This is a genomic window from Lagierella massiliensis (assembly GCF_001407835.1).
Taxonomy (GTDB): domain Bacteria; phylum Bacillota; class Clostridia; order Tissierellales; family Peptoniphilaceae; genus Mediannikoviicoccus; species Mediannikoviicoccus massiliensis.
Genome location: NZ_CYUO01000005.1, coordinates 667010 through 690021, shown reverse-complemented (window position 1 = coordinate 690021; position 23012 = coordinate 667010). Strand labels below are relative to the sequence as shown.

23 protein-coding genes are annotated in these 23012 nt (G+C 31.0%); 12 read left to right on the top strand and 11 right to left on the bottom strand.

Annotated features, from left to right (window positions below):
* Window positions 1-45: 45 nt before the first annotated feature.
* The 4 genes from alr to BN2746_RS06860 are packed head-to-tail and all read right to left on the bottom strand — an operon-like array spanning window position 46 to window position 4236.
* Window positions 46-1233: an alanine racemase gene (alr, locus tag BN2746_RS06875; RefSeq protein WP_055079047.1), complete on the bottom strand. Its 1188-nt coding sequence runs from the start codon at window positions 1231-1233 to the stop codon at window positions 46-48.
* A complete protein-coding gene (locus BN2746_RS09100; RefSeq protein ID WP_055079046.1) occupies window positions 1234-2436 on the bottom strand; it encodes an NAD(P)H-hydrate dehydratase in 1203 nt (400 codons plus the stop codon).
* Window positions 2436-3797, bottom strand: coding sequence for a nucleotidyltransferase family protein (locus tag BN2746_RS06865; RefSeq protein ID WP_055079045.1), 1362 nt, complete (start codon window positions 3795-3797; stop codon window positions 2436-2438). Before BN2746_RS06865 ends, BN2746_RS09100 begins: the two co-directional genes overlap by 1 nt.
* Window positions 3798-3804: 7 nt before the next feature.
* A complete protein-coding gene (locus BN2746_RS06860) occupies window positions 3805-4236 on the bottom strand; it encodes a DUF1893 domain-containing protein (protein ID WP_055079044.1) in 432 nt (143 codons plus the stop codon).
* An 85-nt stretch (window positions 4237-4321) separates the two neighbouring features.
* Here BN2746_RS06860 and BN2746_RS06855 point away from each other — a divergent pair, with 85 nt between their 5' ends.
* A complete protein-coding gene (locus tag BN2746_RS06855) occupies window positions 4322-4825 on the top strand; it encodes an inorganic diphosphatase (RefSeq protein ID WP_055079043.1) in 504 nt (167 codons plus the stop codon).
* A gap of 45 nt (window positions 4826-4870) precedes the next feature.
* On the opposite strand, the gene BN2746_RS06850 is transcribed toward BN2746_RS06855, so the two are convergent.
* Window positions 4871-6778: an ABC-F family ATP-binding cassette domain-containing protein gene (locus BN2746_RS06850; protein WP_055079042.1), complete on the bottom strand. Its 1908-nt coding sequence runs from the start codon at window positions 6776-6778 to the stop codon at window positions 4871-4873.
* Window positions 6779-6811: 33 nt separating this feature from the next.
* Window positions 6812-7474 (bottom strand): redox-sensing transcriptional repressor Rex, encoded by a 663-nt coding sequence (locus tag BN2746_RS06845; RefSeq protein WP_055079041.1) that lies wholly within the window; start codon window positions 7472-7474, stop codon window positions 6812-6814.
* A gap of 220 nt (window positions 7475-7694) precedes the next feature.
* Between BN2746_RS06845 and BN2746_RS06840 the strand changes: the two genes are divergently transcribed.
* The 4 genes from BN2746_RS06840 (at window position 7695) to BN2746_RS06825 (ending at window position 11131) form a co-directional block, all read left to right on the top strand.
* Window positions 7695-8489: a M55 family metallopeptidase gene (locus tag BN2746_RS06840; protein WP_055079040.1), complete on the top strand. Its 795-nt coding sequence runs from the start codon at window positions 7695-7697 to the stop codon at window positions 8487-8489.
* Between the two features lie 108 nt (window positions 8490-8597).
* Entirely contained in the window at window positions 8598-9089 is a 492-nt protein-coding gene (locus BN2746_RS06835; RefSeq protein ID WP_055079039.1) for a hypothetical protein, read from the top strand.
* Between the two features lie 134 nt (window positions 9090-9223).
* Window positions 9224-9820 carry a stage II sporulation protein M gene (locus tag BN2746_RS06830; protein WP_055079038.1) on the top strand — a complete coding sequence of 199 codons (597 nt, stop codon included), beginning with the start codon at window positions 9224-9226 and terminating at the stop codon, window positions 9818-9820.
* A gap of 9 nt (window positions 9821-9829) precedes the next feature.
* Window positions 9830-11131: an aldehyde dehydrogenase family protein gene (locus BN2746_RS06825; RefSeq protein ID WP_055079037.1), complete on the top strand. Its 1302-nt coding sequence runs from the start codon at window positions 9830-9832 to the stop codon at window positions 11129-11131.
* A gap of 30 nt (window positions 11132-11161) precedes the next feature.
* On the opposite strand, the gene BN2746_RS06820 is transcribed toward BN2746_RS06825, so the two are convergent.
* From BN2746_RS06820 to BN2746_RS06810, 3 genes are read right to left on the bottom strand one after another with little or no spacing between them, the layout of a single operon-like run.
* Window positions 11162-12904 (bottom strand): ABC transporter ATP-binding protein, encoded by a 1743-nt coding sequence (locus BN2746_RS06820; RefSeq protein WP_055079036.1) that lies wholly within the window; start codon window positions 12902-12904, stop codon window positions 11162-11164.
* On the bottom strand, window positions 12894-14630 hold the full coding sequence (locus BN2746_RS06815) for an ABC transporter ATP-binding protein (RefSeq protein WP_055079035.1): 1737 nt from the start codon (window positions 14628-14630) through the stop codon (window positions 12894-12896). The genes BN2746_RS06820 and BN2746_RS06815 overlap by 11 nt, the downstream gene beginning before the upstream one ends.
* A gap of 10 nt (window positions 14631-14640) precedes the next feature.
* Entirely contained in the window at window positions 14641-15222 is a 582-nt protein-coding gene (locus BN2746_RS06810; RefSeq protein WP_055079034.1) for a DUF3841 domain-containing protein, read from the bottom strand.
* Between the two features lie 154 nt (window positions 15223-15376).
* On the opposite strand from BN2746_RS06810, the gene BN2746_RS06805 reads away from it, so the two are divergent.
* The 3 genes from BN2746_RS06805 to BN2746_RS06795 are packed head-to-tail and all read left to right on the top strand — an operon-like array spanning window position 15377 to window position 18876.
* Window positions 15377-16057 (top strand): ABC transporter ATP-binding protein, encoded by a 681-nt coding sequence (locus BN2746_RS06805; RefSeq protein WP_231718335.1) that lies wholly within the window; start codon window positions 15377-15379, stop codon window positions 16055-16057.
* Between the two features lie 9 nt (window positions 16058-16066).
* Complete coding sequence (locus BN2746_RS08955; protein WP_055079033.1) at window positions 16067-17590, top strand: COG1361 S-layer family protein; 1524 nt, start codon at window positions 16067-16069, stop codon at window positions 17588-17590.
* Window positions 17587-18876: an ABC transporter permease gene (locus BN2746_RS06795; protein WP_055079032.1), complete on the top strand. Its 1290-nt coding sequence runs from the start codon at window positions 17587-17589 to the stop codon at window positions 18874-18876. The genes BN2746_RS08955 and BN2746_RS06795 overlap by 4 nt, the downstream gene beginning before the upstream one ends.
* Window positions 18877-18916: 40 nt before the next feature.
* Here BN2746_RS06795 and BN2746_RS06790 read toward each other — a convergent pair whose 3' ends face one another.
* Window positions 18917-19762, bottom strand: a complete 846-nt coding sequence (locus tag BN2746_RS06790; RefSeq protein ID WP_055079031.1) for a hypothetical protein — start codon at window positions 19760-19762, stop codon at window positions 18917-18919.
* A gap of 1 nt (window position 19763) precedes the next feature.
* Window positions 19764-20081, bottom strand: coding sequence for a hypothetical protein (locus tag BN2746_RS06785; RefSeq protein ID WP_055079030.1), 318 nt, complete (start codon window positions 20079-20081; stop codon window positions 19764-19766).
* Window positions 20082-20230: 149 nt separating this feature from the next.
* Here BN2746_RS06785 and BN2746_RS06780 point away from each other — a divergent pair, with 149 nt between their 5' ends.
* From BN2746_RS06780 to BN2746_RS06765, 4 genes are read left to right on the top strand one after another with little or no spacing between them, the layout of a single operon-like run.
* A complete protein-coding gene (locus tag BN2746_RS06780; protein WP_055079029.1) occupies window positions 20231-21208 on the top strand; it encodes an RnfABCDGE type electron transport complex subunit D in 978 nt (325 codons plus the stop codon).
* Window positions 21208-21816 carry an FMN-binding protein gene (locus BN2746_RS06775; RefSeq protein ID WP_055079028.1) on the top strand — a complete coding sequence of 203 codons (609 nt, stop codon included), beginning with the start codon at window positions 21208-21210 and terminating at the stop codon, window positions 21814-21816. The genes BN2746_RS06780 and BN2746_RS06775 overlap by 1 nt, the downstream gene beginning before the upstream one ends.
* Window positions 21816-22424, top strand: coding sequence for an electron transport complex subunit RsxE (rsxE, locus tag BN2746_RS06770; RefSeq protein WP_055079027.1), 609 nt, complete (start codon window positions 21816-21818; stop codon window positions 22422-22424). Before BN2746_RS06775 ends, rsxE begins: the two co-directional genes overlap by 1 nt.
* A complete protein-coding gene (locus BN2746_RS06765) occupies window positions 22424-23008 on the top strand; it encodes an NADH:ubiquinone reductase (Na(+)-transporting) subunit E (protein WP_055079026.1) in 585 nt (194 codons plus the stop codon). The genes rsxE and BN2746_RS06765 overlap by 1 nt, the downstream gene beginning before the upstream one ends.
* Window positions 23009-23012: the final 4 nt, after the last annotated feature.

Genomic DNA, 23012 nt, shown 5'->3' with positions numbered 1-23012 from the left:
AACCTCTTGTCTATCATATTCATTTAATTATATACAAAATTAAATCTATAAGTCAATTTTCATCTTCTCTAAGTAATCAACAATTTTAACTACTTTCCCATCTCTATAATACACTCTTGGAATTCTCAAAGATATTCTACATAAAATATCATAGGTTATAGTATTTGCTAACTTTGCCAAATCTTCTAAAGGTATCACATCTTTATCCTTTTCTCCAAAAACTAAAACCTCATCTCCGATTTTCACATCATCTATATGGGTCACATCTAACATTGTCTGATCCATGCACACCTTTCCAATGACCTTTGCTCTTTTCCCGTTTACAATCATATATCCCTTGTTATTAAGTTCTGTAGGATATCCATCTGCATAACCCAAGGTTACCGCAGCTACCTTTGTAACTTTATCAGTTTTATAAGTTCTGTTGTAACCAATGCATTCTCCAGGTTGAAATGTTTTTACAGAAGCTACTGAAGTGTAAAAAGAAACAACTGGTTTTAAATCTACAACATTACATTCCTTAACAACATTTGAGCCATAATATCCATAAAGACCAATACCGCATCTTATCATGTCTAAATAGTATCCTTGAAGTATTGCTCCTGCATCATTAGCTATGTGTTTTAGCGGTATAGTTATACCTTCTTGGTCTAAGAACATTATAAATTCCATAAATTTTTGGTATTGCATCTGTGTATATGAAAAATCTTCGCCATCAGCATCTGATAGATGTGAATATATCCCTTTTATTCTCACATTTGAAAGTGAATTTATCTTTTTTATTTCTCTAATAGATTCGTCAATGTTTTTTTCATCTATTAAAAATCCAAGTCTTCCCATACCAGTATCAATTTTAATATGTACATCTACAACTGCATTTAAAGACTTAGCTGCTTCGTTGAGTTTATAACATTGGTTATAGTCATAGGCAGTTATATCAATTCTATTTTGAATTACATCTCTAAACATATCGTCCTTTATGTATCCAAGTACGAGGATAGGTAAATAAATTCCAGGTTTTCTAAGTTCCATAGCTTCCGCCATGTTAGCAACGCATAGATAGTCTGCCCCTTCTTTTTCAATTTCTCTTGCTATAGTTATGGACCCCAATCCATATGCATTTGCCTTTACAACTCCAGCTATTTTTGCTGGTTTTGCAATTTCTTGTAGTTTTTTAAAATTATAGACCAATTTGTTTAAATCTATTTTTAAATAATTTTGATATTTTTCCATCTAAGTCTCCCTTAACGCTTTAATTACCATTGGTATTTCATTTAGTATGTCACCAGCTATTATACCATCAGTTCCAAATTTTTGTTCTAAAAAATTTCCACAGAGTCCATGAATATAAACTCCAAGGCATGCTGCTTGAAGTTTTTCATAACCTTGTCCAAGTAGCGAAGTTATAATTCCTGTAAGTACATCTCCTGACCCAGCAGTTGCAAGTCCACTTGTACCACTCTTGTTGACATAAATTTCATTTCCATCAGTAACAATCGTGTTTGAACCCTTTAAAACTAAAATAACTGAATGTTGTTTAGCAAATGACTTTGCAAGAAATTCCCTGTTTGAGCTTATTTGTGATAAAGGTACATTTAAAAGTCTTGAAAATTCGCCTTCGTGGGGAGTTAGTATCAAATTTTTGTTTTGACTTAAAATCGATAGGTCTTCAGAAATTGTATTTAGTCCATCTGCATCTATAACAATTGGTTTAAAAAAAGTTTTTAAAATATGTTCCAATGTTTTTAAGTTCATAACATTTCTAAGACCAGGCCCTACACCTAAAGCATCTAAATTGTCATAAAAGTTATTTAAGGAGTTGAAGTCTTCAAAGTCAATCATTTTTATTATATTTTCTATGCACTTTATCTGCATTATTTCATATATTTCTTCACATACTCCAGTATATACAAGACCTGAACCGCTACGTAGAGCTGCCATAGAAGATAAGTATACAGAACCTACCATTCCCTTAGAGCCAGCTATTATACCAACTTTCCCAAAACTTCCCTTATGACCTTTGCGATCTCTCTCTTTGAGACTAAAAGGCGGATTTATATTAAAGTTCTCTTCTTTACAATTTCCAATTACTATAGCTACTGCATAATCATTTTCATGAGAAATTGAAACTACCGGTTCTTCTTTAAACTTTTCGAACCATAATCTTTCTCCATTTCCTGACAGTTTAATAAAAGGTTCTCCTGAATCATAGTTCAACACTTCTATATCTTTGAATCCGACTTTTCCAATACCAGTTCCTATAGCCTTTGATAGAGCTTCTTTAGCAGCAAATCTTCCTGCAATATAAGTTGGTTTCATTTGTCCCTTGGAATTAAATTGAGTTATTTCATCTTCAGTTAGAATTTTATTTATAAATTTTTCATTCAGAATATCTTCAATTCTTTTTATACTGCAAATATCAATTCCAACTTTCACTACATTACACCCCTACTTTGAGATACTTTTAATAGTCCTATAATTGCATTTGGTTTAAAATCTTTTGTGTATAAGTTTGCTGGAAGGTTTTCTAAATATTCATTTAAAACTAATGAAAGCTTTCGTTGTCCTTCTTTTGTAAAATAATTAATATCCAGATTTTCACAATAAAAGTTTAAAATCTCTGTTAGTATAATATATTTTAGTTCCTGTTTTTTTCTCTTATTTAGATTTACCTCTTCAAAAACTTCATCAACAACACCACTTACACAGTGCACAAGATAGTTTACAAATGAATTATAGATTTCAGGACTCTTTTTTCCTTCCAAATCAAATATAATCATCATTAGAATATTCCATCGGAAGTCTACATTAACATGATTTCTTAAAGAATCTCCAACTTTTCTATTTAGTTTATTTCTATATTCTAATTGGTCAAATTTAAGATTTTCTCCAAACACCATCTTTTTTCTATTAAGTTGATTTATGCGATGAAGAATATCTATTACTCTACTATTAATTGATACACTACTTCCATCTTCACTTCTTTCCATAAGTAAAAAATCAATTACAATATTTGAAATAGATCTTAAGTCAATCAAAACACCTGTCTCTTTTTGCATCTTAAGAACATAGGTGTCATGTAATGCTTTACAAAGAAATGATTTAAGTTGATTTAAAGTGTTCTCCTCATTAAACTCTTCAAGATCTTTAAGTCTTTGATATATTGTGTTAAGTTGACTGTCAACCATTTCCAAATTGTTCTTAATTGAATACATTAAATTTCTTATGAAATCTTCTGTAATCATATAATTAAAATTTTTATATAAAATTCTATGATCTATCTCTCCCCAAAACACATTTACCATAGACTTTATTTGGAGTTCGAAGTATAGTTCTTCTTCTCCATCAATATATTTACCATCAATTTTAAAAATTTCAAAACCATTCTTTTGATACTGTGGTTGAGGATCTTTTAAATTTAAATAAATATATTCATTTTGTGGTGATCTATAATATACTCCATCCTCTGTGTCAGAAAAAATATCTTTTATTTTTAAGAATATTTCCTCTTCTTCAGAAATAAACCTACACTCAATACGAAGTCCTAAAATATCACTTAAAGTATTAAAAACATCCCTGGGGTGACTCATATTGTTGAAGTCAGATATCCTAAGTAATTTTTCTTTAATACTATTGTCAGATTTTATTCTATAGTTCAAATTTAAGAAAAAATCGTTATCACAAAGAATCTCAGTAAAGAATCTATCGCATTCTTCTGCCACCTGATTAATAAAATCTTTCTTTAAATTTACATACTCAACAGCAGAATCAATAAATCTAAACATATCAAGTTTCATATCACACCTACTTTTGCTTCATCTTACCAATAAATTCTTCAAGCTTCTCAAGAAAAACGTCAAATTTTTCATTTTCCATTGACAATTTTTCAATAGGACAAAAATCAGTTTTATCTTTATTAAGAATTTTTTCTACTTCTCTTTCCTTAACAACTTCAATATTATTATCCTTTAGAAGTTCTTTTGCATCTTTAGATATAACAAATGTAAATAACCCCATTAATTTTGACTTTGAATTTAATAAAAGTCTTGAAGCACCCAATCCAATAAATTTATCAATTACATAAACTTCTTCTTCAAAATTTAACCTATAAAATTCATACATGGGTAATATTCCCATCTTGTTAGATTGAAAAACTATTTCTTTATCCTCTTTTAAAACCAAGAGATTTAAATCTCTTTCAATCAACTGTTCTTTCCCATATTCTAAAATATCCATAGTTCCTCCATCTCTTATCATAGCATAAAATTAAAATATATAATATAATACTCTTTGTTAATAACGGAAATCTTAGGAGGCAAAAATGAGTAGTTTAGACAAAAATGTAGTAGAAGCTATTATTGAAATTCCGAGAGGAAGTAGCAACAAATATGAGTTTGATGAAGAAAAAAAATGTTTTAAACTTGATAGATGTTTATTTTCTCCAATGTTCTATCCAGCAGACTATGGCTTTGTACCTGAAACATTAGCTGAAGACGGAGATCCTTTAGATATCTTAGTTCTTATGAAAAATCCAACCTTCCCTGGATGTTTGATTGAATCAAGAATTATAGGAATGTTTAAAATGGCTGATGATAAGGGAAATGATGAAAAGCTAATAGCAGTTCCTGTCAACGACCCAAGATATGATGAAGTTTATTCCCTTGGGCACTTGAGCAGTCATACTGAAAGAGAATTTGAACATTTTTTTAAAGAATATAAAAGACTTGAAAATAAAGAAGTTGAAATTGGTGGATGGTATAATGTAGATGCAGCCTTAGATGCTTTAGAAAAAGCAAGAAAAAGTTACCGCGAAAAAAATAAATAATAATTTAAAAATTACTCTTATCCATATATGCGGATAAGAGTAATTTTATTCTAATGATTCTATTAGTTCTGACCACTGTAAGAAAAGTTCTTCCTTCAAATCTTCTTTTGACTTTATATCATCCACAATCTCTTGAGATTTTACATAGTCATTGTATACTTCTTCCTTTGTCAAAAGATTATGAAGATTTGAAATCTCCTCATCTAATTTTCCAATATCAACTTCAAGCTTCTTTATATTTTTCTTTGCTTTTCTTAGTTCATTTTCAAGTTGTTTTTGTTTTTTTCTGTCCTTTAGTTCCTGAGTCTTATTTATTGTTTGATTATTCTGATTTGTATTTCCCTCTTCAAGTTTTTCTATATAATAATCATAATTGCCCAAATAAATCTTAGTGCCTTTTTCAGTTAGAACTATTATTTTATCTACAACTTGATTTAAAAAATATCTGTCGTGAGATATAATAAGTGCGGTTCCTTCATAATCATTCAAGGCAGATTCTAATATTTCCTTGGAATCTATATCCAAGTGATTTGTAGGCTCATCCATCAAAAGAAAATTACTTGAAGATAGCATTAATTTTAATAATTCTAACCTTGAACGTTCTCCACCACTTAAATTTTCAACCATTTTGAAAATATCATCACCAACAAATAAAAATTTTGCTAAATAAGATCTTATTTCATAGTGTGTGAGTTTTGGATATTCGTTCCAAATCTCATCAAGAACCGTATTGTCATAATCCAAATCCTTTTGCTCTTGGTCAAAGTAACCTGTCTTTACTTGACTACCAGTAGTTATTTGTCCCGATGTTATTGACTCATGTCCCATAATCATTTTAAAAAGAGTGGTTTTTCCAACTCCATTAGGTCCAATTATTCCTACCTTTTCCCCTTTGAAAACCGTAAAGTCGACATTTTCAAATAATTTGTGGCTTCCAAAGGACTTTGCTACGTTTTCAACCATTAGGACATCTCTACCACTTATAATACTCGGCGTTAATTTTAATGAAAAACCACCTATGAACTCTTTTGGTTTTTCAATTAATTTCATCTTATCTAAGAGTTTTCTTCTTGATTGAGACTGTTTTATATACCTACTTGAACCATAGTTAGAAAATCTTTCAATTATCTCTTCTTGTCTCTTGATTTCCTTTTGCTGATTCTCATAACTTGCCATCATAACTTCAAAATCTTTTTTCCTTTTCACAGAAAACTGTGAATAATTTCCACTGTAAGCAAAAATTTTCCCACCTTCCATAAGAAAAATTCTATTGCAAATTTTGTCCAAAAAGTATCTGTCGTGTGATACTACAAGGACTGAACCTTGGAAATCTTTTAAAAAGTTTTGTAAAAAGTCAATGGCATTTAAATCAAGATGGTTTGTAGGTTCATCTAAAAATAATATATCTGGCTTTGATAGCAGTAACTTTGCTATTTGAATACGAGATTTTTGTCCTCCAGATAATTTATTAATACTCTTATCAAACTCTTCTTCGCTAAACCCAAGACCTTTAAGCATACCTCTTATCCGCGAATCGTATTCATATCCATCCATGTCATTAAAGGAGTCTTGCATATTTTGATATTTTAAAAGCAAATCTTCCAAAGTATTTGGGTTTTTCACAGTGGAGATTTTTTGCTCCATTTGTCTAATTTCATCTTCAAGCTTTATTATATCTTCAAAAACTTTAAGACATTCTTCATAAATTGAACATTCAAGATCTAATGTAGTCATTTGTTCTAAATAACCTATAGATAAATCTTTTTTATGATATATGTCTCCTCCGTCTTTTGAAATTTCACCAATTAAAATTTTCAACAAAGTAGTTTTACCACATCCATTGTTTCCAACAAGACCAATTTTGTCTCTCTCCTGAATGTTAAAACTTACACCTGTCAGGACATCTTTGGTAACATATGATTTTGTAATATTGTTAGCATCAAGTAATATCATAATTTACCTCAATTTAAAAAAAGTAGACAAAGTCTACTTTTCATTCTTAGTTCCAGGATAGTCTTCTAAGTTATTCAAGTAATATGTCAAAGTGAATAGACTTTCATCTAAATGAACATTTTCTAAAACAACAGACTTTGGTAGCTTTAGGTCTAAGGATGCAAAGTTCCATATTCCCTTAACATTACCTTCAACCAAAATATCACATAGCTCTTGAGCTACTTCTGTCGGAGTTGATAGAACTGCAATATCGACCTTTTGTTCTTTTAGAAAAGTTTTAAGTTTATCTATATGTTGGATTTTATTTCCAAGTATTGTCTTTCCTACTAAATTCTTATCAACATCAAATAATCCAACTATATTAAAACCTGAGTTTTCACTAAAACCAGGATATTTATAAATTGCCTGACCTATATTACCCATCCCCAACACAATTGCATTGTAGGACTTGTCAATTCCTATAATTTTTTCAATTTCATTTTTAAGTTCTTCAACATTATATCCATATCCTTGTTGTCCAAAACCACCAAAATGATTTAAGTCCTGTCTGATTTGAGAAGCAGTAAGACCTGTTATTCTACTTAACTCCTGTGATGAAACCCTAATTATTCCTCTATCTGAAATTAAACCTAAATATCTATAATATTTGGGTAATCTTTTTACTACCGCCAAAGACACACGGGGTTTGTTACTCATTATTTTTCCTCCATATCTAACTTATCTATAAAATGTATTATAACATTTTGCATTATGTTAATCAATAGGATTTTTTTAACAATGTTTTTTAATGTTAAATATTTTTAAATTAAAAACCTGTTCAAGTCTTTTTAAAAATCTTATTAATAGGTTAAATAGTTTAAAATTCTATCATTGATTGCAAAACAATTTAGTTTTACAATATAGTTGGAGGTGGATAATGAAATTTTATATTTCTTCAGATATTGAAGGTACCGCAGGTTGTTTGAATTGGGAGTACACAATGGGAAACTCCATTGAATATCAAGAGCAAAAAAAGATTATGACAAATGAAGTATTTGCATGTGTAAGGGCATTGAACGAAAATTATCCAGACTGTAAAATAGTAATAAAGGACGCCCACTATCTTGGAAACAATTTAGACATAAATGTATTTCCTGAAAATTGTAAAATAATAAGAGGCTGGAGTCACAATCCTCATTCAATGGTTCAAGGTATTGATGAAAGTTATGATGGAATTTTCTTTATAGGATATCATAATGCAGCAAGCACTGATACAACTCCCCTTGCCCATTCATTTAATGGAGCTAAGTTCCAGAGAATTGAATTAAACGGAAATCTATGTTCTGAATTTCTTTTTAATAGTTCTGTAGCTCTTCACCATGGAGTAAGAACTATTTTACTTTCAGGTGACAAGGGAATTTGTGATGAAGTAAATAAGATAGACAATACTATAAAAACAGTTTACTCTTATGAAGGCTTTGGAGAATCAATTTTAACAAAGACTCCAAAGAGAGTTCAAAAAGAAATTTATGAAGCCACTTTAGAAGCTTCTTCTAAAATTGCAAAAATTGAACCTGTAATAAAACCATATGAGTTAAAAGTGGAATATAAAAAGGCAAGCGAATGTTTAAAGGCTTCAAATATTTCCATCGCAACTCAAGTTTCAAGTAATACTTTAATTTTGAAAGGAAAAGACATCAAAGAAATTGAAGCTGTCTTTTATTATCTATAATTTTTTCGAATAAAATTTGACTAAACTTTGATTTTCTTCTGATTTGTAGTATTATATATATATGCGGCGTATAGTCGACTAGTATGAACATATAAGGAGTGTATAAACATGAATAAAATGATGCAAAAATTCGTAGATCAAGAATTCTGTACTGAAAAAGAAGGCGAATACATGCTAAATGCTATTGAAAATAAGGAAGTTTTAATGATTTCTGGACACCGTTCAGCAGGCGTTAGACCTTTCATGGCATCATGTATGGCTATTGCTAAGGGAGAGTTCAATGCTGTTCAAGTTAAGAAAGAAGAAGACTTAGAAAAAGAATGTGATTTCTTCTTAATTCCAAGTATTCCAGGAATTGACTTTGAAGAATTAATGCAAAAAGCTGTTGCAACAGGTAAAGGTATTGTAACTGTAAAAGAACCAGAAACACCTTATTCAATCATGAAGATTTTAAAGAAAAACTATAAAGCAAATGGAAAAACAGATCAAGTTTTCCATATGATTGAATGTAACAAGGAAAATGGAATTCCTTTTGTTCAAAAAGTTACTAAATTTACTCAAAATGAAAAGGGTAAAATTTTAAAAGAAGATTTAGAATAATTTTATTAATTGAGTCCTGCTTTTGCAGGGCTTTTTTATTTTCCATTTTATAATAAATTTCACATCTTCTCTACATTTTTTCTTATACTGTTTACAATTTGAATAAAATAGGTATATATAACCAGGAGGTTAATATGAATTTAAAAGAATTTTATAATTATCATGTAAAAAATCATTTTAAAACCGGTTTTTTGGTTATGCTATTAGTATTTTTTCTTTCATCTATCTTCTTTTTATTGAACTCAGATGTAGCAATGAAAGTTATTGAGAAATTTATGGAAAGTGTTGGGGATAATATTATTCTTGATGGAAAGGTTTCTGCTTTTGGTCTTATAAAAAATAATATTACAGCTTGTTTAGTAATGATTTTATTAGGGCTTATACCATATCTATTCTTACCATATTTCTCGCTTATCATAAACGGTGCAGTTATTGGAGCTGCTCTCGGAATGATAGTTGCAAAAATGGGCATGACAGGTTATTTAGCATTTATTTTAAGTGTAGTTCCCCATGGAATTTTTGAAATACCTGCTATTGTACTCTCATTTGCTCTTGGTGTTTCCGTTTGTAAGTACTTGATGGATAAGATGAATAAAAAACCTACAACAACTGGAAAGACTTTTTTTATCAACTTGTCAAAGATGTTTTTCTTTGTAGTTATTCCTCTATTATTAGTAGCAGGTTTTGTTGAAGCATATGTTACTCCAATTATCGCAAGTATTGTTATGTGAGGTTAAATTATGAATATTAATGAGAGAATAAAAATATTAAAAGATTTAAAGGCTTCTGTTGTAGCTCATAAAGAGGCTGTACTTCTTGCTTTAAAGAGAGATCTTGGTAAGTCTGAAGCTGAAGGTCTACTAACAGAATATAGCCAGGTAATTGAAGAACTTAACATGGCGATAGACAATCTTCCCCACTGGGCAAAAAAGCATAAAGTGAAAACTCCGCTTACACTTTACCCTGCAAATTCCTACTATGTTTACAGACCCTATGGCACCGTTGGTATAGCATCCCCATGGAACTATCCATTCTTGCTTTCAATGGTTCCTTTGATATCTGCCATAGCTGCGGGAAATAAAGTTATTTTAAAAACTTCCTCAAAAACTGTAAACACTTCGGAAATAATCTATTCAATAATTCGAAACTCCATTCCTGATTATGTAGTCTACTACGGTATTTATGAAGATGATAAAAATAGATTTATACATGAGGACATTGACATGTTATTTTTTACAGGCTCTACAAAAGTTGGAAAAAATATGGGAATAATTGCAGCTGAAAAGATGATTCCCTATGTGCTTGAGCTTGGTGGAAAGAGTCCCTGTGTAGTTAAGAAAGGTAATAACCTTGAGGTAACTGCTAAGAGAATTGCTTGGGGTAAGACTATGAATAGCGGACAAACCTGCGTTGCTCCAGACTATGCTTTAGTTGATATAGGTCTTGGTGAAGAATTAAAAACTTTACTTGAAGAATCTATAAATGATTTTTATGGAAATAGTCCTATACTAAATGAAAATTATCCTAAAATGATTGATGAAACTTCTATGGAAAGACTTAAATCACTATCCATTACTGAGGGAATTTATAGCGAAGATAACTTTGACTTTGAAAATAGAAAAATAAATCCACATTTTTTTGTAACTGATATAAATTCTCCATTTATGAAGGAAGAAATATTTGGACCGTTCTTGCCAATAATTGAATGCGACACTTGGGTTGATGTAAATAATATAGTAAATGCTCATCCAAACCCTCTTGCATTTTATCTATTTACAGATAAAAAAACAGATGTCGACTATGTTATGAACAATTTCAACTTTGGAGGAATGGCAATAAATGACACAATGACACACTTGGCAAACTCCAGACTTCCATTTGGTGGAGTTAAAGAGTCAGGCATCGGAAGGTATCACGGTTTTGAAGGCTTTAAGGCCTTTTCCCATAAGACTTCCGTACTTTCAAATAAGTTTAGTCCAGATATGTCATTGAGATATCCGCCCTATGGAAACTTTATAAAAAATGTGATGAATAAAAAATAGTAAAAGCCGGTGACCCCGGCTTTTTTAAATTTAAACTTCATCTTTATCTTCCATTTGCTCTTCATACATAGATCTATAAAATCCACTTAAATTCATAAGCTCTTCGTGATTTCCTTTTTCAATAATTTTACCCTTTGAAAGTACATATATCATGTCCACATCTTTAATTGTGGAAAGCCTATGGGCAACAATAAGTGTTGTTCTATTTTCCTTAAGCTTTTCAATTCCCTTTTGAATAATGCTTTCAGTTTCAGTGTCAATATTTGAAGTGGCTTCGTCAAGGATTAAAAGTTTTGGTTCTCTAATATAGGCCCTTGCAAATGAAACCAGCTGTTGTTCTCCCTGGCTTAAGTTCTTTGCACCTTCCTTTATCATGGTGTCGATTCCCCTACTGATAATCCTATCTCCACCAACAGCTCTAAGGGCTTCCTTTATCTCCTTATCACTGAAGTTGTCATCAAGTTTTATATTATCTCTGATGCTCGCTTCAAACAAAAATGAATCTTGTAGCACTACTGCCATTTTTTCTCTTAGAGATAATTTATTTACATTTTTTATATCCTGGCCATCAATGGAAACTATTCCCTCTTGTGGACTATAGAAGTTTAATATCAAATTTAATATTGTGGACTTGCCACTTCCTGTTGAACCAACAAAAGCTGCTGAAGTCTTATATGGTACTCTAAAGTTTATGTCTTTTAGCACATATTCTTCATCGTATGCAAAGTAAACATCTTCGAACTGAACTTCTCCTTCAATATTGTTTAGCTTTTCAGGAAGTTCTGGTTCTGGTTCCAGTTCAAATAAATCAAAAACATGTTTTGCTGAAGCATATGACTGTTCAAGTTCTCCAAACCATGTAACTATTGTTGTAAGTGAACTCATCATCTTGTTTACATAGTTCAATACTATATAAAGAGATCCAACATCAACTTGATACTTTCCAGTAATTCTTCCTACACCAAAATAAATTAGAACTATTGCTGAAGCAAAATAAGATACAATATCCATGGCTCTATATCCACCATAGGATCTAACTTTCGTCATTTCAAATTCATTATCCCAAATTGACTGGTTTATTTCATCAAACTCTTTTTTTATCAAGTCTTCTTTGTTATATGCCTGAATGATTTCCATGTTTTGAATATTTTCATTTATGTCTGCATTTATAGTTGACGTAAGTCTTCTGATTTCAGTTGTATACTTTCTATACTTTCTTCTCAAGTCATAAAATATTAAAATAACTATTGGTAAAAGTATCAACAGTTCAAGTGCGACCCTGGTATGGTTTACAAGTAACACAATAAACATGGTAATCACCATAATACCAGATGTAGTCATATCCCCCAATGCATTTTGAAACATTACTTTAAGTTTATTGGTGTCATTTGTAATTCTTGAAACTATAGAACCTGCTGGTAGTGAATCAAAATATGATATTGGCAGTGACTGAACATGATTAAAAATATCTTTTTGAACATGTAGAGTAATTCCATTTGACGCTCTTTCAAAAAATAATACGGTACTTCTTGAAAATAATCCAGCAACTATATACACCAGTAAGTATAAAATCAAAAATAGTCCAATACTTTTGAAATCTTCCTTAGTCATTCCTTTTTTTATATAGTTATTTAAAAGATGTCCTATGATTAAAGGTCCAACTATTTCTAAAGCCGTTCTTATAAAGGTACAAATTATTCCACCTGTCAGGTTCTTAGATTCCATTTTGGCATAATTTATAAGTCTTTTGCTTGCAGAAGTTTTATTCTTCACTATATCTACCTCCTGCCATCTGTCTAACAAATTGGGTTGCATACCAACCATCAAGTTCCATCAACTCTTGGTGGCTACCCTCCTCAACTATTTTTCCATCTTCAAGCACAATTATATGATCCATATTCATAACCTGGCTTATTCTATGGCAGGCAAGAATTATTGTGCCTTGATGATTTCTGCTATTTATATTGTTGATTATATTTCTTTCCGTCTTTCCATCTACAGCTGACATGCAGTCATCAAGTAGCAATATATCTGGATCTTTTAAAAAGGCCCTTGCAATTCCAATTCTCTGTTTTTGTCCACCTGAAAGGGAAACTCCCCTCTCACCACATAGAGTTTGAAGTCCCATTGGAAGATTTTCTAAATCCTTTTTAAAATCCGCCATTTCTATTGCCTTATTAAGCTCTTCATCTGTTGCGTCAGGCTTTGAAAGTTTAATATTTTCTTCTATGGTCTTTGAAAATATCATATGTTTTTGAGGAACATAGGACAGCTTGTCCCTAATTGCATATGTGGTGTAGTCATCAAGATATTTATCATTTACTAAAATCTTAGAAAAATCGGTTTTGTAGTACTTTAGTAGTTGTTTTAATAATGTACTCTTGCCCGATCCAGTCTTACCAAGTATTCCAAGGGATGACCCATATGGAATTTTTAAATTAATATCTTTTAAAATATAATCTGAGTCTGGATACTTAAAAGAAAAGTCTTTAAACTCAATATCTGGTTTTTCAATATGAGTTATAGCGTCTTTCCTATCTACAATATCTTCTTCATAGTCAAGAACTTTTTGAATACGATTCATTGATGCAGTTGCCTGATTCTTTATATTTATAAAATTTCCCAGGGCAAACATAGGCCAAATTAACATATTCAAGTAGAAGGTAAATGAAACCAATTTTCCTATGGTTATTTCTCCTCGATATATTAAAACTGCACCATAAAATATAGCTATCCCAAAAGATATAGCTGTGATTGTCAAGTCGATTGGTCTAAATAACGCATTGTATTTTGCAACTTCGAGATTTTTTTCTTTAAGCTCTTCTCCTCTAACCTTGAACATGCGCCTTCTAACATTTTGTAGATTAAACACATTTATTATTCTAATTCCCACCACATCTTCAAGTACAAAACTATTTAACTTGTCGAAAGCAGCCTGGGCTTTGTCCCATTTTTTATAAATTTTATCCCCCAGTAGTTTTACAAGAACTGCAAGTAATGGAATTGGAATAATTGTTGCAAGTGTAAGTTTCAAACTTACTGAAAATATCATTACAAGTATTATAAAAAATGGATATGCTGTTGCATCAAACATCGCCAAAGTTCCAAAACCTATCATCCCACTAACTGAATTTATATCATTAGTAGATTTTCCCATTAGTGAACCAGTTGAGTTTTCGTCAAAAAATTCCATGGACTGATCTAAAAACTTACTCATTAACATACTTCTTAGTCGAAGTTCAATTTCATTTCCGCCTCTGTGAATAAAAAAGGACCAGCCCATTGCAAAAAAATACTTTATTATTATTACTCCAATAAGGATAGCTATAAGTTTTATAAATCTATCTAAGTCAATTGAATTTTCAAAAACCTTATCTGTCAAATCTCCTATTATGTAGGGAGGAAAAATTCCTACAATATCACTTAATAAGAGAAATATAACTCCTATAATAAGATTTTTCTTATATGATTTAATGAACCACTTAAATTCTTTAAACAATTAATCACCCCTATATGCTTTCTCCTGGTTTTATAATTCGAAGTACCCACTCTTTTTTTATTTGCCATATATTCGCTTGAACAATAAAGTCAGACCAATTATCTATATCAAATATTCTAATCCAAGAGTCTCTAATCTTTTTTTCTATTTTAGGATACATTCCCTTGTACTTTCCGTCAATAAAATTAAATTCATCTTTGACGCCAAGCCTTTCAATCTCTTTCTTATATTCATTTGCATCCGCTTCATCTTTTGGTATGTAAAGATTATTTAAAACATAATCCCATTTACAACCATCAAAATAAATTATTTCATCCTTAGGCACTTCTATTTCATATACCAGTTCCTTTTCCACAGGTTTTAAGCAGTTTCTCTTACTTATAGAACACCATATTGGATATTCAATCCCCTTTGGACGTGGGACTATCTCCTGTGCCATTTTAACAAAAATTCTATAACGCTCCATAAAAAATGGAGCAATGTCTCCCATGTGTAGTTTCACATATATTTCCTTATTTGTTATAACCCCTTTGTTTTCTAATTCATAAAAAGAGTTTTCATGTTGTCTTGTATAAAGTATCACTTTTTCCATATCGAAGCTCCTTTTCATTTACTATATATTATTTCATACCCACTCACAAAACACAAAATTAAAATTCTGAAAAAAATTGTAAGATTTTTGTAATATTTTTTAAATCAATTATATGATAAAATTGTTTTATACAGTAAAGTAAGGATGTGAAAAATTGGAAAACCTTATAGAAATAAAAAATATTTATAAATACTACCACATGGGCGATACGGTAGTCAAAGCTATAAATGGATTGTCACTTTCCTTAGACGAAGGGCAGATACTATGTATTCTTGGTAAGTCTGGGTCTGGTAAGTCCACCCTACTAAACTCAATTGCGGGACTTGAAAAAGTTGATAAGGGCGAAATTCTAATTGGTGGCCACGACATTACAAAGTTTAGTGAAAAGGATTTAACCATATTCAGACAGCTAAACTTAGGTTTTGTATTTCAATCTTATAATCTTCTACCAATCCTTTCTGCTTTAGAAAATGTAAGTCTTGGACTTGCCTTTAAAGGCGTTTCAAAAGAAGAAAGAGATAAAATTGCCTTTGATATTTTGAAGAAGGTTGGTCTTGAAGACAGAGTCTATCACAAGCCTAAAGAACTTTCTGGTGGACAACAACAAAGGGTTTCAATAGCAAGGGCATTTGCAAATAATCCTAAAATAATCTTCGCTGACGAACCTACTGGAAACTTGGACACCAATACATCAAAGGACATTATGGATTTAATCACAGATATGATTCATAAAAATAAACAGACTATGATTATAGTGACCCATAATGAAGAACTTACTTCATATGCAGACAAGGTAATAGAAATGAAAGATGGAAAAATTATTAGAGAGATTTAGGAGGACTGTATGAGAGAAAAATTGTTGTCTATCTTGCTTCTTATAAGCATTTTAGCCATGTCAAGTCTATCTTTTGCCGCAGATGGCGCCGTAAAAGATGCTGATGAAATTAAAATCAAGGACTATAAGATTGAGCAAGTATTTAAAGAAAATGAAAAGAAACCAAAGAATATTGAAAAAGATACAGAATTTTCAATTCTAATCTATCCAGAAAACATAAACTACGATATTTTAAGTACTTATATATTTACAATGGTTCCAAACGACAACTTCAAAGTTTTAAGTTCAAAAGTTGAGAAAGCTGACGACAAGGGAAACGGTGTTATAGTGTTTAATCTTAAAGCCTTGGAAAAGCTTGATAAAGATTCATACAAGATAGAAGTTTTTGGAAGTAAAATCAAAGACAATCTTGAACTTAAAACAGAACTTGGATTTAAAGAAATAGATTTTAAAGAAGAAAAAACTGGCACAAATGGCAAAACAAATTCTAATGATACATGCAACACAAACAACGGAAAAGACAATTCAAATCAAAATACTAATACAAATGGAGAAGATAATATGGTAATAGAAAACCCAAAGACAAATGACACAAGTAATTCAAATTCAAATATAGGTTCTGACGGAGGCGGTGAAACTTCAAATCCTTCAGTTAAAAACAAACCTAAACTTATAATAGACAACTACTCTCTTCAACCTAAAATGGTAGAGGCTGGTAAAGAGTTCACTTTGAACATGAGTTTTTATAATACGAATGCAACCTACTCAGTGAGGAATATAAAAATTTCTTTAAATAATGAAACTGGTGGATCAGGTGCAAATGGACAAAATGTCGGTGGTTCTGTATTCATTCCTGTTGGAAGTTCAAATACTTTTTATATAAGTAGTATTGCTCCTGGTAAGACTGCATCAAAGTCAATTAAAATGTCAGTTGTACCAAATGCTCAAGCACAAAACTATGTTATAACTGCAAATTTTGAATATGAAGATAAAAATGGAAACGAATTTACTGCAAATGAAATTATTGGTATTCCAGTTGTTCAACAGGCAAAGGTGTCCTTTGGAGAAATTACTACAAATCCAGGTATGGCTGGTGAACCTGCAACAGTTGACATGGACTTTTTCAACACAGGAAAAGACACTTTAACAAACTTTATGATATCTGTTCAAGGTGATGGTTTTTCACTTGATAATGGAGGAAATTATTTTGTAGGTAACTTTGCTCCTGGTGCATCAGACCACTTCTCTTCAACAATTATCCCAACCGAATCTGGTACAGTGAAGGGAAAACTTATTGTAACATATGAAGATTCTACTGGAGAAACCCACACAGAAGAAAAAGACTTTTCTGTAGAAGCTCAACAAATGGATGAAGGTACAACTGTTCCTGATGAAGAAATGGACCAAGGCACTGGATCTATGGGTGCACTTCCATTTATTTTAGGAGGCCTATTTATAATAGCAATTATAACTACAATTATTGTTAAGAAAAAAAGAGATAAGAAAAAGAAAGGCTCAGATTTACAACTATGAAATTAAATGATCTATTAGTTTTTAGCTTAAGAAATCTATCCAGAAGAAAACTAAGAACTATCCTGACATTACTTTCCATTTTAATAGGTACATCTTTTATTATCTTGATGATAAGCTTTGGGCTCGGTATGCAAAAAAACAACGAAGAAATGATTGAAAGCATGGGAGGTCTTACAAATATTACAGTTAGAAGTAACGACCCCTATGGCCCAGATACCGATAAAAAAAATTCAAAGGTACTCAATGATGCAAAAGTTAAATCATTTGGGGCTATGGATGGTGTCAAAGACGTTCTTCCAGTAATTGAGATAAATTCTGCAAACATTCTAATTAAAAATTATGACGCTTATGCCATGATAAAAGGTGTTGATGTTAACAAGATGGAAGAATTTGGATATACCGTTACTGAGGGTAAAAATATAAGTCAAAACTCTGATGACGAATATATTTTTTCAAATATCCACATCTACAATAACAAAACCGGAGAGCCCATAGATAATATAGATATAATGAAAGAAAAACCGATTATTAGAATCGGATGGAAAGATGTTCAATCAGAGATGGAAACTGGTAAAAAAACATATATGGATTTTAAATTTAAACCTGTTGGTAAAACAAGTGGTGCAAATATGTATGATCCAGAAATTCTGATGAATTATAAAACAGCAAAAAAATTATATATGGCGGAAAGAGAACTTAATATGTCGGAAGATTCTCCTAAAAAAATATCCGAAAGAGATATCCCCTATTCATATGTAATTTTAAAAGCTAATACTTTAGAAGATGTTAAACCACTTCAAGAAGAGCTAACTGAAATGGGATATATGACACAGTCCAATCTTGAATTTAATGAGAGTATGCAACAGCAAGTTAGAACTATACAACTTGTTTTTGGAGCTATCGGTGCAGTGGCGTTATTAGTTGCCGCTATTGGAATTGCAAACACTATGATAATGTCAATTTATGAAAGAACAAAAGAGATTGGAATTATGAAAGTTGTTGGAGCTTCAATAAAAAATATTAGAGATATCTTTTTATTAGAATCAACACTGGTAGGTCTTATAGGAGGAGTCCTTGGAGTTTTGTTATCCCTTTTGGTTTCATATGTCCTCAACAAATATCTATTTACTGGAGATGATATGGGAGGTGGATTTAGTTCCTACATCCCTATTTGGCTAATGCTTGTTTCAGCAATATTTTCTGCTGTTATAGGACTTTTATCAGGGCTTCTCCCTGCAATAAGAGCAACAAAAATATCTGCAATTGACGCAATAAGAACAGAATAAAATTAAAGAGCCGTGGTTATAAGCCTCGACTCTTTTTTAATCAATTAAGATTAAATTCTCCATTTTCATTTTTTAACACTATTTTTATATGTTCATCCTTCAAAAATTTATGGTGTTTTATTTTATTTGCATTAAGCAAGTCAACAAATGATTCTATTAGAGAGTAATGAAGATTTGTATAGATATAAACTATTATATTGTTATCTTCATTTATAATACTTTCAACTTTAAAATATGGCAAATCATTTGTCGAAGTAATCCATCTCTTTACTCCATTTCTATAAATTCCCGCTCTACATCCCCTATAGTCATAAATAGACGTTAAAAAGTTTATTTTTTTATTTTCATCACCTTCATAAAAATTAAAAGCCATATTTTTTAGTTGTTCGGAAAACTCCTCTAAAAAAGAACTTTCATCACAAAAATTTTCAAAATCCATCTCTATTTCAAAGTCTTCTATTGTAAATAATAGTTTAGTCTCTTTCATTTTTAAATCTTGTGAATGTAAAATCTTTTCACATTCCTTTAAAACTTCTGATACTAAATTATTTTTATATTCATCAAAATTTACATCAAATTCTTTTTTCCACAATAACTTTGGCTCTTGCAGTTTATAAATCTTAATTTGTCGAAAATTTTCTTTCGCCTCTGGAAATTCTTCTAAAAAGTTATCATTAAAATAACATTCGTATCCCTTATAAAAGTCATCACATAAAACTCCAATTGAATTTAAAAAATCCGATCCATCTTGGTCAATCTTAGTAGAATTTAAAAACACAAACTGTCCCTCGTTGGTTTTAATGTGAAAAATTGATTCAAGATATAATAAAAAATCATTTAACGAGGCTAAAAATTTTTCATCTTTTTGTAAATCATTTCTATTCATTCTAAACCTCCAACAAATTAATGTAATTTATAACAGGAACTTCATAGGGATGATTTTCTAAGATACATCTATGTACTCTTTGTAAATCTTTTTCATCTATTCGAAACTCTAACTTACTTTCATTTACAACTTCTCTTTTCTTAACTTCCCCTATTGTTGGGTTTGCTCCTTCAAGGGGTCTAAAGTTTCCAATTACTTTGGTTTCACTAAAACAATAATCGTAGTTATCTTCTTTAAGAACTCCCAAATCATTAATCTTATTTATAAAATCTGAAACCGATACTTCGGGAATAAATATTTCTACTTTAATATGTCCCATAAACTCCTCCATTCTCTCATCTAATATTATTATACACCAAATTTTTTTATGTATTTTAAATAAATATCCGAGTATTTTTGTAATAAAAACAAATTAATATGAATTTCAATCACTAAAAGTGTTATAATTAAAATGACGGGGGTGATTTAATGGTTTCATTATATGAAAAATATTTTATGAAACAAAAAATGATGAGAACAGTTTTAATTGCTCTTCTTCCAATTTTATTATTTTCAATATATTTATTTGGTTGGAGAGTTCTTGCTTTAACGGTTTTCAATATAATTATAGCTTGCTTAGTTGAATTTTTATCTGAAAGCAAAATCTATAATAGGAAGAAAATCTCTGAAGCTGCAATCATATCCTCTGTTCTCTACACAATGACATTGCCGGTATCCATTCCTTTTTGGATGTCTGCAGTAGGAATTGCATTTGCAATATTTTTTGGTAAAGCAGTGTTTGGTGGATTTGGTAAAAACGTATTCAATCCAGCTTTAGTTGGAAGAGTTTTTGTTTACGTTAACTTCCCTCAACCACTGACAATTAATTGGAACGAAGCAGTTGTAGGTGGAATTGGTTCTCTTAACAAGTGGGTTAATCCACTAATAGACCAAGTTACAACCGCTACTCCAATGCTTGCATTTAGAAATGCAGGAGAGATGACAAACTACCTTGATCTATTTTTAGGTAGAATTCCTGGTGCTATTGGTGAAACTTCAAAACTTTTAATACTCTTAGGAGCCGCATACTTAATCTATAAGAAAGTAGCTTCTTGGGAAATAATGTTATCATCTGCACTTGGACTTACTGTTATGACTTTAATCTTTAACTTTATGAAGATTGAATCCATACCTAATCCTATTTTTCAAATTTTATCAGGAGGATTCTTACTTGGTGCTGTGTTCATGGCAACAGACCCAATATCTGCTCCTAAGACAAAACCTGCAAAGTTTATTTACGGATTTATTATAGGGATTGTTTGTGTAATCATAAGAGGTTTTGCCCTATTCTCAGAAGGTATGATGTTTGCTGTTCTAATAGGTAATATTTTTGCACCTATCATGGACTATGTAGTAAGAAAGAGAAACAAAGCAAAAAAGAATAAATTAGCAAAGGAGACAAACTAATGAAAAAGAAATCTATAGCTTATCCTATTGTCTTTATGCTAATTCTATCAGCGGTACTTGTTTTTATCTTAGCATTTATAAACAAGTTGACCACTCCAAAAATAGAATTCAATTCGGAAATTGAATTAAAAAGCAAAATTCTCTACGTTTTTGATATTCCTGTAGATTCAGAAAATCCTGAAGAGATTGATAAGGTGTTCAATGAAAATGTTGAAGAAAAAGACTATGAGGATACTAAGTATTATGTTTATAAAAAGGGCGACGAAGTTGAAGCCTATGCAGTTCCAATAGAAGGTCCTGGCCTTTGGGGTACTATCACAGGTTATATTGGAGTAAACAAAGATTTTACTGAAACAACTGGTATCGAGTTTATTAAACAAGAAGAAACTCCAGGACTTGGTGGTAGAATTTCAGAAGCTCCATATAAGGAACAATATAGAGGAATTGACATTTCAACTCCAACTGATGGTAAATATGTTATCAACAAACCTGCTAACGGTGGAAATATAGATGCCATTGCTGGTGCTACTCAAACTTCAACCTTTGTCACTGATATGATAAATGACGACTTAAAAACATTTATTGAAAAAGAAGGAGGGGCTAACTAATGAAAAAGTATAAAAAGATACTTAAAACAGGTATCATAACCGATAATCCTGTTCTTATACAAGTAATCGGTATTTGCTCTACTTTAGCTGTAACAAACTTAGCTTTAAACTCACTTATAATGGGACTTGCTCTAACATTTACTACAGCACTATCCTCTTTCTTTATATCATTGTTAAAGGATATTACTCCAAAACATATTAGAATGGTTGTGCAAGTATTTATAATCTCATTCTTCGTAATAATTGTTGACATATTCCTTAAGGCCTACATGCCTTCAATGAGTAAGACACTTGGACCATATGTCGGTTTGATTATTACAAACTGTATCATAATGGGTAGAGCTGAAGCCTACGCAATTTCAAATCCACCAGTAATGTCTCTTGTAGACGGTTTTGCAGCAGGTATTGGATATACTTTTGTTCTGCTTGCTGTTTCAATATTTAGAGAACTTCTTGGATTTGGTTCAATATTTGGCTTTAGAATAATGCCAGAAGGCTTTGTACCATGGACACTTATGGTAATGCCTCCAGGAGCATTCTTCGTACTACCTATCATTATGTGGATAGTTTATAACTTAGTAAATAAGAAAAACGAGGTGAAAAAATAATGACCATTAATCCATTAGTAATATTCTTTGCCTCAATCTTTACTTCAAATATGATATTCTCAAACTTCTTAGGAATGTGTTCATTCATAGCAGTAAGTAAAGAAGTTGAGACAGCAACAGGATTAGGAGTAGCTGTTACATTTGTATTGACAGTTACCACAGTGTTAAACTATTTTGTTTATCAACTGTTAGAATATTTTGGCTTAGAGTACTTGAGATTTATAGTATTTATCATGGTAATCGCAGCATTCGTTCAATTACTTGAAATGATTCTTGAAAAATACGTTGAAAATCTTTACTACGCCCTTGGAATTTTCCTACCACTTATAACCGTAAACTGTGCAATCCTTGGAGTTTCACTATTTATGGTAATCAGAGAATACAACTTCCTACAATCTCTATTCTTTGGACTTGGTTCTGGACTTGGTTGGGCACTTGCGATAATTTCAATGGCTGGTATTAGAACAAGAGTAAATGAAAACTCAATTCCTGAAGGACTTAGAGGAGCTCCTATCACCCTTATCATTACGGGGATAATGGCTCTTGCATTTATTGGCTTCTCAGGAATAGTTTCAATCTCATAGGTGA

What these genes read in the sequence shown, in the direction of transcription:
- alr (WP_055079047.1), bottom strand. Translation starts at nt 1,233, where the DNA reads ATGGAAAAATATCAAAATTATTTAAAAATAGATTTAAACAAATTGGTC.
- BN2746_RS06865 (WP_055079045.1), bottom strand. Translation starts at nt 3,797, where the DNA reads ATGAAACTTGATATGTTTAGATTTATTGATTCTGCTGTTGAGTATGTA.
- BN2746_RS06860 (WP_055079044.1), bottom strand. Translation starts at nt 4,236, where the DNA reads ATGGATATTTTAGAATATGGGAAAGAACAGTTGATTGAAAGAGATTTA.
- BN2746_RS06855 (WP_055079043.1), top strand. Translation starts at nt 4,322, where the DNA reads ATGAGTAGTTTAGACAAAAATGTAGTAGAAGCTATTATTGAAATTCCG.
- BN2746_RS06850 (WP_055079042.1), bottom strand. Translation starts at nt 6,778, where the DNA reads ATGATATTACTTGATGCTAACAATATTACAAAATCATATGTTACCAAA.
- BN2746_RS06845 (WP_055079041.1), bottom strand. Translation starts at nt 7,474, where the DNA reads ATGAGTAACAAACCCCGTGTGTCTTTGGCGGTAGTAAAAAGATTACCC.
- BN2746_RS06840 (WP_055079040.1), top strand. Translation starts at nt 7,695, where the DNA reads ATGAAATTTTATATTTCTTCAGATATTGAAGGTACCGCAGGTTGTTTG.
- BN2746_RS06835 (WP_055079039.1), top strand. Translation starts at nt 8,598, where the DNA reads ATGAATAAAATGATGCAAAAATTCGTAGATCAAGAATTCTGTACTGAA.
- BN2746_RS06830 (WP_055079038.1), top strand. Translation starts at nt 9,224, where the DNA reads ATGAATTTAAAAGAATTTTATAATTATCATGTAAAAAATCATTTTAAA.
- BN2746_RS06825 (WP_055079037.1), top strand. Translation starts at nt 9,830, where the DNA reads ATGAATATTAATGAGAGAATAAAAATATTAAAAGATTTAAAGGCTTCT.
- BN2746_RS06810 (WP_055079034.1), bottom strand. Translation starts at nt 15,222, where the DNA reads ATGGAAAAAGTGATACTTTATACAAGACAACATGAAAACTCTTTTTAT.
- BN2746_RS08955 (WP_055079033.1), top strand. Translation starts at nt 16,067, where the DNA reads ATGAGAGAAAAATTGTTGTCTATCTTGCTTCTTATAAGCATTTTAGCC.
- BN2746_RS06795 (WP_055079032.1), top strand. Translation starts at nt 17,587, where the DNA reads ATGAAATTAAATGATCTATTAGTTTTTAGCTTAAGAAATCTATCCAGA.
- BN2746_RS06790 (WP_055079031.1), bottom strand. Translation starts at nt 19,762, where the DNA reads ATGAATAGAAATGATTTACAAAAAGATGAAAAATTTTTAGCCTCGTTA.
- BN2746_RS06785 (WP_055079030.1), bottom strand. Translation starts at nt 20,081, where the DNA reads ATGGGACATATTAAAGTAGAAATATTTATTCCCGAAGTATCGGTTTCA.
- BN2746_RS06780 (WP_055079029.1), top strand. Translation starts at nt 20,231, where the DNA reads ATGGTTTCATTATATGAAAAATATTTTATGAAACAAAAAATGATGAGA.
- BN2746_RS06775 (WP_055079028.1), top strand. Translation starts at nt 21,208, where the DNA reads ATGAAAAAGAAATCTATAGCTTATCCTATTGTCTTTATGCTAATTCTA.
- rsxE (WP_055079027.1), top strand. Translation starts at nt 21,816, where the DNA reads ATGAAAAAGTATAAAAAGATACTTAAAACAGGTATCATAACCGATAAT.
- BN2746_RS06765 (WP_055079026.1), top strand. Translation starts at nt 22,424, where the DNA reads ATGACCATTAATCCATTAGTAATATTCTTTGCCTCAATCTTTACTTCA.